Raw genomic sequence first — 12,752 nt, 5'->3', positions numbered from 1 at the left:
GCAAAACCCCGGCAAGCCGGGGTTTTGCAGTGCTGAAAAGAGTGGTGTCTGGCTTAGCTGGCGACGGCGATACGCTTCATATCGGTCATGTAGCCGCGCAGTTTACGGCCAACCGCTTCGATCGGATGCTGGCGAATCGCCTCGTTGACGTCGCGCAGCTGCGCGTTATCAACCTGGGTGCCTTCAATCGCTTTGCCCAGATCGCCCGGCTGCAGCGTGGTCATAAACTCTTTCAGCAGCGGTACTGCGGCGAAGGAGAACAGGTAGTTACCGTACTCGGCGGTGTCGGAGATCACCACGTTCATCTCATACAGACGCTTACGCGCGATGGTGTTGGCGATCAGCGGCAGCTCGTGCAGCGACTCATAGTAAGCGGACTCTTCGATAATTCCCGCGTCGACCATGGTTTCGAACGCCAGCTCAACGCCCGCTTTCACCATTGCCACCATCAGAACGCCTTTATCGTAGTACTCCTGCTCGTCGATTTTGCCTTCATACTGCGGCGCATTTTCAAACGCGGTTTTGCCGGTCTCTTCGCGCCAGGTCAGCAGGTTTTTGTCGTCGTTAGCCCAGTCAGCCATCATGCCGGATGAGAATTCGCCGGAGATGATGTCGTCCATATGCTTCTGGAACAGTGGTGCCATAATCTCTTTCAGCTGCTCTGACAGCGCATAAGCGCGCAGTTTTGCCGGGTTAGAGAGGCGATCCATCATCAGGGTAATGCCGCCGAACTTCAGGGATTCGGTGATGGTTTCCCAGCCGAACTGGATCAGTTTTTCGGTGTAGGCCGCGTCGTGACCTTCCGCCACCAGCTTGTCGAAGCAGAGCAGCGAACCGGCCTGCAGCATGCCGCACAGAATAGTCTGCTCGCCCATCAGATCTGACTTCACTTCCGCCACAAAAGAGGACTCCAGCACGCCCGCACGGTCGCCACCGGTCGCGGCAGCCCAGGCTTTGGCGATCGCCATGCCTTCGCCTTTCGGATCGTTTTCCGGATGGACGGCGATCAGCGTTGGTACGCCGAAACCGCGCTTGTACTCTTCGCGCACTTCGGTGCCCGGACATTTCGGCGCCACCATAACAACGGTGATGTCTTTACGGATGGTTTCGCCTACTTCAACGATATTAAAGCCGTGCGAGTAGCCCAGCGCCGCGCCATCTTTCATCAGAGGCTGTACCGCCTGCACTACGGCAGAGTGCTGTTTGTCCGGCGTCAGGTTGACCACCAGATCGGCCTGCGGGATCAGCTCTTCATAGGTGCCGACTTTAAAGCCGTTCTCGGTGGCCTTGCGCCAGGAGGCGCGCTTCTCGGCGATCGCTTCGGCGCGCAGCGCATAGGCGACATCCAGACCGGAATCACGCATGTTCAGACCCTGGTTAAGGCCCTGCGCGCCACAGCCCACGATGACCACTTTTTTCCCTTTCAGGAAGCTGGCGCCGTCGGCGAATTCATCGCGCGCCATAAAGCGACATTTGCCTAACTGCGCTAACTGGTTGCGCAGATTCAGTGTGTTGAAGTAGTTAGCCATGGGGCACTCCGGTCAGATGTTGTGTTTGTTTTTGTCTGGTAACGGCGCTGCTGACAGCGCCGCGAATGACCCCATCATATGACAGGAAATCCGTTGCTTAAATTGATATATTAGCAAGGTTACATTGCATAATTTGCAATACCACTGTAGAGGTCAAGGCGAATGGATTTACGAGATTTGAAGCTGTTTCTTCATCTGGCCGAAAGCTGCCATTTTGGCCGTACGGCGCGCGCCATGCACGTCAGCCCGTCAACGCTCTCGCGCCAGATCCAGCGCCTCGAAGAGGATGTGGGGCACGCGCTGTTTCTGCGCGATAACCGCACCGTCGTCCTGACCGAGGCGGGCGAACGTCTGCGCCAGTTCGCGCAGCAGACGCTGCTGCAGTATCAGCAGCTGCGCCACGTCATGGATCTTAACGGCCCGTCGCTGAGCGGCGAGCTGCGCCTGTTCTGCTCGGTGACGGCCGCCTACAGCCATCTGCCGCCGATTCTGGATCGCTTCCGCGCCGAGCATCCGCAGGTAGAGATCAAGCTGACCACCGGCGACGCCGCCGACGCCATCGAAATGGTGCAGTCGGGCGAAGCAGATCTGGCTATTGCTGGCCGACCCGAGTCGCTGCCCGCCAGCATCGACTTTACGCCGCTGGGACTGATCCCGCTGGTGCTGATTGCCCCCGCGCTGCCCTGCCCGGTGCGCAGCCAGGCGACCCAGCCGACGCCCGACTGGGCGCACATCCCTTTTATCCTGCCCGATCAAGGCCCGGCGCGGCGCGGCATCGATCTCTGGTTTCGGCGGCGTCGCATTCCTAATCCGCAGATTTACGCCACGGTCTCCGGTCATGAGGCGATTGTGTCGATGGTGGCGCTCGGCTGCGGCATCGCGCTTTTACCGGATGTGGTGCTGGAGAACAGCCCGGAGCCGGTGCGCAATCGCGTGCTGACGCTGGAGAATGTCGAGTCGGTGGCGCCGCTGGAGCTGGGCGTGTGCGTACAAAAAAAGCGGCTCGGGGAGCCGCTGATTCACGCCTTCTGGCACCTACTGTAGTTACTGGCCGGCGAGGAAGAAGCGGAACGCCGGGTTATTGGCTTCGTCGTGGAAGTCATAGCCCAGTTCGGTAAGATGTGATTCAAAGCGCGGTTCGTTGTCGCCGATCTCAAAGGCCGCCAGCACGCGGCCGTAATCGGTGCCGTGGCTGCGGTAGTGGAACAGCGAGATATTCCAGTGGGTGCCGAGCGTTTGCAGGAACTTCAGCAGCGCGCCGGGTGCCTCCGGGAATTCGAAGCTGAACAGGCGTTCGCGCAGCGGCTTCGACGGACGTCCACCCACCATATAGCGCACGTGCAGCTTCGCCATCTCGTCGTCAGAGAGATCCACCACCTGATAGCCCCCCTGCGTCAGCTGGCTGATGATTTCGCTGCGCTCCTCCAGCCCGCGCGTCAGGCGCACGCCAACAAAGATGCAGGCGTTGTCGGCGTCGGCATAGCGGTAGTTAAACTCCGTTACCGCACGGCCGCCCAGCGTCTGGCAGAACTTCAGGAAGCTACCCTGCTGTTCCGGGATGGTGACGGCGAGCAGCGCTTCACGCTGTTCGCCCAGCTCACAGCGCTCGGAGACGTAGCGCAGGCCGTGAAAGTTAACGTTAGCGCCTGACAGCACGTGCGCCAGGCGCTCGCCTTTGATGTCGTGCTGCTGGATATATTTTTTCATACCCGCCAGCGCCAGCGCGCCCGACGGCTCCGCTACCGCGCGCACGTCTTCAAACAGATCTTTCATCGCCGCGCAGATAGCGTCGCTGTCGACGGTGATAATATCGTCGAGGTACGCCTGGCAGAGGCGAAAGGTTTCGCTGCCGATACGCTTTACCGCCACGCCTTCGGCAAACAGCCCGACGCGCGGCAGATCCACCGGCTCGCCCGCCTCGAGCGCCGCCTTCAGGCAGGCAGAGTCTTCCGACTCTACCGCGATAACTTTGATTTGCGGCATCAGCTGTTTGATCAGCACCGCCACGCCCGCCGCCAGGCCGCCGCCGCCAACCGGCACGAAGACGCGATCGAGATGCGCATCCTGCTGCAGCAGCTCCATCGCCAGCGTGCCCTGACCGGCGATGACCGCCGGATGGTCAAACGGCGGCACGAAGGTATAACCCTGCTGTTCCGCCAGCTCAATCGCTTTGGCTTTCGCCTCGTCGAAGTTAGCGCCGTAGAGATAAGCCTCACCGCCAAATGCGCGCACCGCCTCTACCTTGATGTCTGCCGTGGTGACCGGCATAACAATCAGCGATTTGATGCCGAGCCGGCTGGCGGAGAGCGCCACGCCCTGCGCGTGGTTGCCGGCCGACGCCGTCACCACGCCGCGCGCTTTCTGCTCTTCGTTCAGTCCGGCGATCATCGCATAGGCGCCGCGCAGCTTGAAGCTGTGTACCGGCTGCCGATCCTCGCGCTTCACCAGAATGGTGTTGCCGAGACGCGATGAAATTTTTTCCATTTTTTGCAGCGGCGTCACCTGTGCGACTTCATACACGGGCGAGCGCAGCACGGCGCGCAGATATTCCGCGCCGCAGGGCGACGCAGGTAGCGGTTGAGCCTCAGCCATCGGTCAGCCTCCCAGCTTGCTCTTGTCGCGCACCGCGCCTTTGTCGGCGCTGGTGGCGAGCGATGCGTAGGCACGCAGCGCGAAAGAGACCTGACGCACGCGGCCGTGCGGCGTGTAGGCCGCCTCGCCGCGCGCTTCTTCCTCTTCGCGGCGCGCATGCAGTTCGTTGTCCGGCACCGCCAGTTTGATGCCGCGGTTAGGGATATCGATTTCGATGATGTCGCCATCTTTTACCAGCGCAATGGTGCCGCCGCTGGCCGCTTCCGGCGAGGCGTGGCCGATCGACAGGCCGGAGGTGCCGCCGGAGAAGCGACCGTCGGTGATCAGCGCGCAGCTTTTGCCGAGCCCCATCGATTTCAGATAGGTCGTTGGATAGAGCATCTCCTGCATGCCCGGGCCACCTTTCGGCCCTTCGTAGCGGATTACCACGACGTCGCCCGCAACCACTTTGCCGCCGAGAATCGCCTCAACTGCGTCATCCTGGCTTTCGTAGACTTTTGCCGGGCCTTTAAACGTCAGGATCTCTTTGTCGACGCCGGCGGTTTTGACGATACAACCATCTTCGGCGAGGTTGCCGTAGAGCACCGCCAGACCACCATCCTGGGAGAACGCATGTTCGCGCGTGCGGATACAGCCGTCCTGACGATCGTCATCCAGCGTGTCCCAGCGACAGTCTTGCGAAAACGCCTGGGTGGTACGAATCCCTGCCGGACCGGCGCGGAACATTTTCTTCACCGCTTCATCCTGCGTCAGCATGATGTCGTACTGATCCAGGGTTTCACGCAGGTTCAGGCCCAGCACGTTACGTACGTCGGTATGCAGCAGGCCCGCGCGATCCAGCTCGCCGAGAATGCCGATAACGCCACCAGCGCGGTGGACATCTTCCATATGGTATTTCTGCGTGCTCGGCGCGACCTTGCACAGGTGCGGTACCTTGCGCGACAGACGATCGATGTCGGAAATATTGAAGTCGATTTCGCCTTCCTGCGCCGCCGCCAGCAGGTGCAGTACGGTGTTGGTGGAACCGCCCATCGCGATATCCAGCGTCATGGCATTTTCAAAGGCCGCTTTGCTGGCGATGTTGCGCGGCAGTACGCGCTCATCATCCTGCTCGTAATACTGTTTAGTCAGATTAACGATGCGCTTACCGGCGTTGATAAACAGATCCTTGCGGTCGGCGTGGGTGGCCAGCAGCGAGCCGTTGCCCGGCTGCGACAGACCCAGCGCTTCGGTCAGACAGTTCATGGAGTTAGCCGTGAACATACCGGAACAGGAGCCGCAGGTCGGACAGGCGGAGCGTTCAATCTGCTCGCTCTCGGCGTCGCTGACGTTCGGGTTCGCACCCTGAATCATCGCATCCACCAGATCGAGCTTGATGATCTTGTCAGAAAGTTTGGTTTTCCCCGCTTCCATCGGGCCGCCGGAAACGAAAATAACCGGAATATTGAGGCGCAGCGACGCCATCAGCATTCCCGGCGTGATTTTGTCGCAGTTAGAGATGCAGACCATGGCGTCGGCGCAGTGCGCGTTAACCATGTATTCCACCGAGTCGGCGATCAGCTCGCGCGACGGCAGCGAATAGAGCATGCCGCCATGGCCCATGGCGATACCGTCATCCACCGCAATGGTGTTGAACTCTTTCGCCACACCGCCCGCCGCTTCGATCTGCTCGGCGACCAGCTTGCCGAGATCGCGCAGGTGGACGTGGCCCGGCACAAATTGGGTGAATGAGTTGACCACAGCGATAATTGGCTTGCCGAAATCGGCGTCGGTCATTCCTGTGGCGCGCCACAGGGCACGGGCACCCGCCATATTGCGGCCATGAGTGGTGGTGGCGGAACGGTACTTAGGCATGCTCTGTTTACTCCAGTCTGTAAATGACGCGGGCACAGCTGCGCCCGCGTGACTCTCTTGTTATGGGTTAACCTGATCCAGCCAGCCGTATTTGTCTTCGGTTTCGCCAGTGAACAGGCCGAAGAAGGCTTTCTGGATTTTCTCGGTTACCGGTCCGCGTTTGCCCTCGCCAACCTGAATGCCGTCGACGCTGCGTACCGGCGTGATTTCTGCAGCGGTACCGGACATAAAGATCTCATCGGCCAGATAGAGCGATTCGCGCGACAGCACCTGCTCGCGAACTTCAATGCCCATATCCTGCGCCAGCTTGATGATGGCGTCGCGGGTAATGCCAGGCAGCGCGGAAGAGGTGAACGGCGGCGTAAACAGGATGCCGTCTTTTACTTCGAACAGGTTTTCACCGGCGCCTTCGGAGATATAGCCATTGGTGTCCAGCGCGATGCCTTCCTGATAGCCGTGACGACGCGCTTCGCTGCCCACCAGCAGAGAGGAGAGATAGTTGCCACCTGCTTTCGCCGCGGTCGGCAGGGTGTTCGGCGCAACGCGGTTCCATGAAGAAACCATTGCATTGATGCCGTTTTCCAGCGCTTCAGCGCCCAGATAGGCGCCCCACGGGAAGGCGGCGATGATCACGTCGGTGGTGTAGCCATCCGGCGGGTTCACGCCCAGGCCGACGTCGCCGACAAAGGCCAGCGGACGGATGTAGGCGCTTTTCAGATTGTTGTCGCGCAGTACTTTGCGGGTCGCTTCCATCAGTTCGTCCACGCTGTATTTCAGCGGGAAACGATAAATTTTGGCTGAGTCGTGCAGACGCTGCATGTGTTCACGGTGACGGAACACCACCGGGCCTTTGTGCGAGTCGTAGCAGCGCACGCCTTCAAACACAGAAGTACCGTAATGCAGTGCGTGGGACATCACGCTGACCTTTGCGTTTTCCCACTTAACCATCTCGCCATTGAACCAAATAAAGTCTGCTTTCTTCGTGCTCATTCTTATTTCCTTTCACGACCAGGCGTGGATTTGTTGTGATGTTTGTTGCTGGATCTCGACGCTGGCGACATCCATTAATTTGTTTAATTGGGAAGACAGTAAATCGACTGAGCGCTGGCTGGCAACGGTCATTTCAATATTAATGTTCTCGCTGTTAGCCGCCGCGCCCATGTTCATGGCGCAGACCTGAAAACCGCGGTGACGGACGACGCGTAAAATGCGCTCCAATATTTCAGGGCGAAAGCGAGCTTCGATAGACAATTGATGCTGATTCATACGGTTTTCTCCATCATGTTTGCGTTGCTGGCGCCGGGCGGCACCAGTGGCCAGACGTTTTCATGCTCATCAATCGCAACATGCAGGAAGTAAGGACCTTCGCTGTTCAGCAGAGCATCAAGGGCGGCGTCGACCTCGTCTTTACGGCTAATACGCTGGCCTGGAATATCAAACGCGCTGGCCAGCGTCAGAAAATCGGGGTTGTCGGTCAGTATGGTTTCGCTGTAGCGACCGTCGAAAAAGAGCTGCTGCCACTGGCGCACCATGCCGAGGCGCTGGTTATCCAGCAGCAGGATTTTCACCGGCAGTTTTTTACGTTTGATGGTGCCCAGCTCCTGGATATTCATCATGATTGAACCGTCGCCCGACACGCAGATCACGGTGTCGTCGGGACGGGCGACCTGCGCGCCTACCGCAGCCGGCAGGCCGAAGCCCATGGTGCCCAGGCCGCTGGAGGTGATGAAATTCTCCGGCGCGCTGAAGTTCATATGCTGGGCGGTCCACATCTGGTGCTGGCCGACGTCGGTGGTGATAACGGCGCTGGCGGGTTTACGATCGGAGAGCTGCTTCAGCAGCAGTGGCGCGTAGATCGCCTCGCCGGGATGATCGTAGCGCCAGCTGAATTCCGCTTTCATCGCCTTCACCTCTTCGCGCCAGCCCGCAATCTGCATCGGCATACTCAGCGCGGGCAGGATCTGATTCATATCGCCCTGCAGCGAAACGTGCGCGCGGCGCAGTTTATTCAGCTCGGCCGGATCGATATCGATGTGAATGACGCTGGCGTGCGGCGCAAAGGTATCGAGCTTGCCGGTTACGCGATCGTCGAAGCGCGCGCCGACGGCAATCAGCAAATCGCACGACTGAACCGCCAGGTTTGCGGCTTTGGTGCCATGCATACCCAGCATGCCCAGGTAGACCTCGCTTTCGCTATCGGCGCTGCCGAGACCTTTCAGCGTGGCGGCCACAGGGATGCCGGTCTCCTGCGCCATAGCGCGAAGCACGGGAACCGCCTGCGCCATACCGACGCCGCCGCCGATATAGAGCATCGGCTTGTGCGACTGCGCCATCAGCGCACGCGCCGCTTCGATATGCTGCAGCGAATGGGCGATCGGCTCTTCGACCGGCAGCAGATGCGGGTTCAGCTCGCCGCTGGCGATTTGAATATCTTTAGGGATGTCGACCAGCACCGGGCCAGGGCGGCCTGACTGAGCGATAGCGAAGGCCTCAGCCATTACGGAGGGCAGCTCTTCCAGCGATTCAACCAGAAAGCTGTGTTTGGTGCAGGCCAGCGACAGGCCCAGCACGTCGATCTCCTGAAAGGCGTCGGTGCCGATAAATGCCGACGAGACCTGACCGGTGATGGCGACGACCGGCACTGAGTCCATCATCGCATCGGCCAGGCCGGTGATTAAGTTGGTCGCGCCAGGGCCCGAGGTCGCAATGCAGACGCCGGTTTTTCCGGTCGCGCGGGCATAGCCGATCGCCGCGACCACCGCGCCTTGTTCATGACGACACAGTAGGTGTTCCACGCCGCCATCGTAGAGCGCATCGTACACTGGCATGATGGCGCCGCCAGGATAGCCAAATACGGTGTCGACACCCTGCGCGCGTAAAGCCTGAACTACCCACTGTGCACCTGTCATGGTTATTCTCCTGTATCCTTAGGGGAACAACAGAATTTTATGCTACTGCTCATTGTTTGCTCCTCGGTAATTAGCTGATATTTGCTCTGGTCGAAAAAAAACCCCCGAACCTTACGGTGCGGGGGTTTTTCGAATTCCAGGCTTGATTTTTAAGCCTTTCTTTCTCCAAGCGTAGCCCCGCACGGTGGGTTAATAATCACCACCACGCTAATCACGACTAGGCTAATCACTTGTAGAAGGGCTTTCATCTGTTGTCTGTTTTTTCGTTTGTTCGAAGTAATACCTACAGAGTTATCACAGTTAGCGGTGCGATGACAACTTTTTCCATCGCTTTTTTTTAAGACCGTTGGGGCGATAAGCAGGTATCACACTGTAAATAAACGCATATTTTATGCGTGATAAATATTCATCACGTCCGTGACGCAATAATTAAGCGGGCTATTTGTCAGGTAGCTTCAGAAAAAATGTATGGGGCTGAACGCCCCGTCGATTTATTGCGGCGTCTGCCGACAGATGAATCCTTTGGCCTCGTCGTCATGGTTCCACCGCTTCATAATCGCCGCGTTAAGGAGCGGTTATGACACTGTCGAGAGTTCTTACCCGAGCGGCGCTAGGCGTCGAGGCGCCGCTGGTGACCCTGGAAGCGCATATCAGCAGCGGCCTGCCCGCGCTGACGCTGGTCGGCTTGCCCGAAACCACGGTAAAAGAGGCGCGCGAACGGGTGCGCAGCGCCATCATAAACAGCGGCTTCAGCTTTCCGGCGAAGCGCATCACTATCAATCTGGCCCCCGCCGATCTGCCTAAAGAGGGCGGACGTTACGATCTGCCGATGGCGCTCGCAATTCTCGTCGCGTCTGAACAGCTTCCAGAGGCGAAACTGGCGCAGCATGAGTTTGTGGGCGAACTGGCGCTCAACGGCGCGCTCTGCGGCGTTCAGGGCGCCATTCCGGCGGCTATGGCGGCGATGCGGGCCGGGCGGCAGCTGATCGTCTCGACGGAGAATCAGCCGGATGTTGGCCTGATCCAGCATGGCGATACGCTGGTTGCTGCGCATCTGCTGGAGATCTGTGCCTGGCTGCAAAACCAGGGCGAGCTGGCGCGCGCGCAATCTCAGCAGGATGGGCCTGAAGAGCCAGCGGAAGACCTGAGCGACATAATCGGTCAGGAGCAGGGGCGCCGGGCGCTGGAGATTACCGCAGCGGGCGGTCATAACCTGCTGTTGATGGGGCCTCCCGGCACAGGCAAGACGATGCTGGCTACGCGGCTGCCCGGCATTATGCCGCCGCTCAGCGACGCAGAGGCGCTGGAGTGCGCCGCTATTGCCAGCCTGGTGGACAAGGTCCGGCTGCAAAAAGCCTGGCGGAAACGCCCTTTTCGCTCGCCGCATCATAGTGCGTCACTCTATGCGCTGATCGGCGGCGGATCGCTGCCTCGACCTGGGGAGATTTCGCTGGCGCATAACGGCGTGCTGTTTCTGGATGAACTGCCGGAATTTGATCGACGCGTGCTGGATGCGCTGCGCGAACCTATCGAGTCTGGCGAAATCGCCATTTCCCGCGCCCGCGCGAAAGTCACCTATCCGGCGCGCTTTCAGCTCATCGCCGCCATGAACCCTAGCCCGACCGGCCACTATCAGGGACAGCATAATCGCTGTTCACCGCAGCAGGTGCTGCGCTATCTGAGCAAGCTATCCGGCCCTTTTCTCGATCGCTTCGACCTGTCGATTGAGGTCCCGCTGCTGCCGAGCGGGATGCTGAGCGGACGCCGGGAGGCTGGTGAGAGCTCAGCCAGCGTCGGCGAGCGGGTGATAAAGGCTCGCATGCTGCAAATGGCGCGTGCAGGCAAGATTAATGCGCATATGAGCAACATTGAGATCAAGAGGTGGTGTGATATCGCCCGCGAGGATGCGGAATGGCTGGAAGAGGTGCTGAATCAGCTGGGGTTATCCGTACGGGCATGGCAACGCATTCTTAAGGTTGCGCGAACCATTGCCGATCTGGCAGGTGAAGAGCGGGTTTTACGTGCGCATCTGCAGGAAGCGGTCGCCTATCGCAGCATTGATCGATTGATGATCCATCTGCATCGCAGCCTGGAATAAAAAAATGGGGCTGATTGCCCCATTCTGTTTAGTCATCGCTGTCGCTGTAGTCTTCCACCGTATCCATCTGCGGCTTGCCGCCTGAAAGCGTATGGAAACGTTTTGGACGCTTAATGCGAGCGGTATATTTAGACCATACTCGCTCAGCTTCGGTTTGCGGCTCACGCAGACCACGACATACTTCTAAGAAAAGACGCTCTTCTTCAGTAGTCGGCTCACGCTTTGCTAAATCGAGTTCGTTAAAAGCGAAACCATGACGTTCCAGCAATTGGGCTTCTTTAATGGTGAAATCACCATGCCGCGAGAAACCGCGCGGATAATGTTTGTTATCAAAGAAACGATTTGTGGTTGAGAAGCTTTCCGCCATCTTACACGCTCCTGATTCTCTTATGGCCGAGCTATTAATGGCGCGGAGTATTAGATAGGCTTGACAGAGTGTAAAACAAAACATTTAAATCTATACGACAAACATTTTTTGGGAGAAAGCTGTGGATACGGAATTACTGAAAACTTTCCTGGAAGTGAGCAGAACTCGCCATTTTGGACGAGCTGCAGAAGCACTTTACCTCACACAGTCCGCCGTCAGCTTTCGCATCCGTCAGCTGGAAAATCAGCTGGGCGTAAACCTTTTTACTCGTCATCGCAATAATATACGGCTGACGTCGGCGGGAGAACGCCTGTTACCCTATGCGGAAAGCCTGATGAGCACATGGATGATGGCGAAGAAGGAGGTCTCGCACACGCAGCAGCACCACGAGCTGTCGATAGGCGCCAGCGCGTCGCTCTGGGAGGCTTATCTGACTCCGTGGCTACAAACCCTATATGAAAACCGGGAGAGCCTGCATCTTGAAGCACGCGTGGCACAGCGGCATCTTCTGGTTAAGCAGCTTCATGAACGCCAGCTGGATCTGCTGATCACGACCGAAGCGCCTAAGATGGATGAGCTGACCAGCCAGCAGATCGGCCATATCTCTCTGGCGCTGTTCCGGGCGCGTAAAACAGAGAAGCGCGAAAAGTACGATTACATCAAGCTGGAATGGGGCGCGGACTTTCATCAGCATGAAAGCTACCTCTCCGGCGGCGATGATGTTCCTGTGTTAACCACTACCTCGGCGCACGTAACGCGCGAGCTGCTTTATACCACGGGTGCCTGCGCATTTTTGCCAGACTACTGGCATAGCCTCTACAGCGATCTTATGGTGATCCCTGATACGCCGGTGGCGGTACGTCCTTTATATGCAGTGTGGCTGCAGAACAGCGACCAGCAGGCGCATATTCGACAGCTGCTTAAGTTTCCGGTGCTGGCGCGCTAATTTCAGGCATAAACGGTGAAGAGGCTGACATAGTCGGCCTTTTTTCGATCTTCGGGCTGGATAAAAAGCAAAAAAAATCCTTTGCCGAAGCAAAGGATTCTTTTTTCTGGCAGGGGCGGAGGGACTCGAACCCCCAACACCCGGTTTTGGAGACCGGTGCTCTACCAATTGAACTACGCCCCTAAAGAGGGTGGCGGTGCGGACGGGACTCGAACCCGCGACCCCCGGCGTGACAGGCCGGTATTCTAACCGACTGAACTACCGCACCACCGAATACTGCTGCTACCAGCGGGGTCTCGCTGATAACCGGTGTCACCCTCGCGGGTGGATACCAATTTGGATGCCTGGCAGTTCCCTACTCTCGCATGGGGAGGCCCCACACTACCATCGGCGCTACGGCGTTTCACTTCTGAGTTCGGCATGGGGTCAGGTGGGACCGCCGCGCTAAGGCCGCCAG

The 12,752-nt window shown here is 58.5% G+C and carries 11 protein-coding genes, 2 tRNA genes and 1 rRNA gene; 3 read left to right on the top strand and 11 right to left on the bottom strand.

Annotated elements, in window-relative coordinates; all coding sequences use genetic code 11:
- Positions 1-53 precede the first annotated feature (53 nt).
- On the bottom strand, positions 54-1,529 hold the full coding sequence (gene ilvC, locus MHZ97_RS04845; protein ID WP_103796208.1) for a ketol-acid reductoisomerase: 1,476 nt from the start codon (positions 1,527-1,529) through the stop codon (positions 54-56).
- Positions 1,530-1,691: 162 nt separating this feature from the next.
- On the opposite strand from ilvC, the gene ilvY reads away from it, so the two are divergent.
- Entirely contained in the window at positions 1,692-2,573 is an 882-nt protein-coding gene (gene ilvY, locus MHZ97_RS04840) for an HTH-type transcriptional activator IlvY (RefSeq protein WP_103796207.1), read from the top strand.
- Here ilvY and ilvA read toward each other — a convergent pair whose 3' ends face one another.
- The 6 genes from ilvA to ilvL all read right to left on the bottom strand — a co-directional run bounded on the left by ilvA (position 2,574) and on the right by ilvL (position 9,132).
- On the bottom strand, positions 2,574-4,121 hold the full coding sequence (gene ilvA / locus MHZ97_RS04835) for a threonine ammonia-lyase, biosynthetic (RefSeq protein WP_103796206.1): 1,548 nt from the start codon (positions 4,119-4,121) through the stop codon (positions 2,574-2,576).
- 3 nt (positions 4,122-4,124) lie between these two features.
- Positions 4,125-5,975: a dihydroxy-acid dehydratase gene (gene ilvD, locus MHZ97_RS04830; protein ID WP_103796205.1), complete on the bottom strand. Its 1,851-nt coding sequence runs from the start codon at positions 5,973-5,975 to the stop codon at positions 4,125-4,127.
- A gap of 60 nt (positions 5,976-6,035) precedes the next feature.
- Complete coding sequence (locus MHZ97_RS04825) at positions 6,036-6,965, bottom strand: branched-chain amino acid transaminase (RefSeq protein ID WP_239314719.1); 930 nt, start codon at positions 6,963-6,965, stop codon at positions 6,036-6,038.
- Positions 6,966-6,977: 12 nt separating this feature from the next.
- Complete coding sequence (gene ilvM, locus MHZ97_RS04820; RefSeq protein ID WP_103796204.1) at positions 6,978-7,241, bottom strand: acetolactate synthase 2 small subunit; 264 nt, start codon at positions 7,239-7,241, stop codon at positions 6,978-6,980.
- Positions 7,238-8,884, bottom strand: coding sequence for an acetolactate synthase 2 catalytic subunit (ilvG, locus tag MHZ97_RS04815; RefSeq protein ID WP_239314720.1), 1,647 nt, complete (start codon positions 8,882-8,884; stop codon positions 7,238-7,240). Before ilvG ends, ilvM begins: the two co-directional genes overlap by 4 nt.
- A gap of 149 nt (positions 8,885-9,033) precedes the next feature.
- Positions 9,034-9,132, bottom strand: a complete 99-nt coding sequence (ilvL, locus tag MHZ97_RS04810) for an ilv operon leader peptide (protein ID WP_071813600.1) — start codon at positions 9,130-9,132, stop codon at positions 9,034-9,036.
- Between the two features lie 329 nt (positions 9,133-9,461).
- Here ilvL and MHZ97_RS04805 point away from each other — a divergent pair, with 329 nt between their 5' ends.
- Entirely contained in the window at positions 9,462-10,982 is a 1,521-nt protein-coding gene (locus MHZ97_RS04805) for a YifB family Mg chelatase-like AAA ATPase (RefSeq protein WP_239314721.1), read from the top strand.
- A 28-nt stretch (positions 10,983-11,010) separates the two neighbouring features.
- Here the strand turns inward: MHZ97_RS04805 and MHZ97_RS04800 are convergent, their stop codons facing one another.
- Complete coding sequence (locus MHZ97_RS04800; protein WP_103796201.1) at positions 11,011-11,349, bottom strand: DUF413 domain-containing protein; 339 nt, start codon at positions 11,347-11,349, stop codon at positions 11,011-11,013.
- Positions 11,350-11,470: 121 nt separating this feature from the next.
- Here MHZ97_RS04800 and hdfR point away from each other — a divergent pair, with 121 nt between their 5' ends.
- On the top strand, positions 11,471-12,295 hold the full coding sequence (gene hdfR, locus MHZ97_RS04795; protein WP_033753511.1) for an HTH-type transcriptional regulator HdfR: 825 nt from the start codon (positions 11,471-11,473) through the stop codon (positions 12,293-12,295).
- 107 nt (positions 12,296-12,402) lie between these two features.
- On the opposite strand, the gene MHZ97_RS04790 is transcribed toward hdfR, so the two are convergent.
- The 3 genes from MHZ97_RS04790 to rrf all read right to left on the bottom strand — a co-directional run bounded on the left by MHZ97_RS04790 (position 12,403) and on the right by rrf (position 12,752).
- Positions 12,403-12,478 (bottom strand) — tRNA-Trp (locus MHZ97_RS04790).
- Positions 12,479-12,486: 8 nt separating this feature from the next.
- Positions 12,487-12,563: transfer RNA gene (locus MHZ97_RS04785), tRNA-Asp, on the bottom strand.
- A gap of 74 nt (positions 12,564-12,637) precedes the next feature.
- Positions 12,638-12,752, bottom strand: a 5S ribosomal RNA gene (gene rrf / locus MHZ97_RS04780).

This window comes from Pantoea sp. ACRSC (genome assembly GCF_022346785.1).
GTDB lineage: Bacteria > Pseudomonadota > Gammaproteobacteria > Enterobacterales > Enterobacteriaceae > Pantoea > Pantoea alvi.
The sequence above is the reverse complement of the archived record's forward strand: the minus strand, read 5'-3'. Positions and strand labels throughout refer to the sequence as shown.

Coding starts and splice junctions, on each gene's coding strand:
- ilvC (WP_103796208.1), bottom strand. CDS start 1,529: ATGGCTAACTACTTCAACACACTGAATCTGCGCAACCAGTTAGCGCAG.
- ilvY (WP_103796207.1), top strand. CDS start 1,692: ATGGATTTACGAGATTTGAAGCTGTTTCTTCATCTGGCCGAAAGCTGC.
- ilvA (WP_103796206.1), bottom strand. CDS start 4,121: ATGGCTGAGGCTCAACCGCTACCTGCGTCGCCCTGCGGCGCGGAATAT.
- ilvD (WP_103796205.1), bottom strand. CDS start 5,975: ATGCCTAAGTACCGTTCCGCCACCACCACTCATGGCCGCAATATGGCG.
- MHZ97_RS04825 (WP_239314719.1), bottom strand. CDS start 6,965: ATGAGCACGAAGAAAGCAGACTTTATTTGGTTCAATGGCGAGATGGTT.
- ilvM (WP_103796204.1), bottom strand. CDS start 7,241: ATGAATCAGCATCAATTGTCTATCGAAGCTCGCTTTCGCCCTGAAATA.
- ilvG (WP_239314720.1), bottom strand. CDS start 8,884: ATGACAGGTGCACAGTGGGTAGTTCAGGCTTTACGCGCGCAGGGTGTC.
- ilvL (WP_071813600.1), bottom strand. CDS start 9,132: ATGAAAGCCCTTCTACAAGTGATTAGCCTAGTCGTGATTAGCGTGGTG.
- MHZ97_RS04805 (WP_239314721.1), top strand. CDS start 9,462: ATGACACTGTCGAGAGTTCTTACCCGAGCGGCGCTAGGCGTCGAGGCG.
- MHZ97_RS04800 (WP_103796201.1), bottom strand. CDS start 11,349: ATGGCGGAAAGCTTCTCAACCACAAATCGTTTCTTTGATAACAAACAT.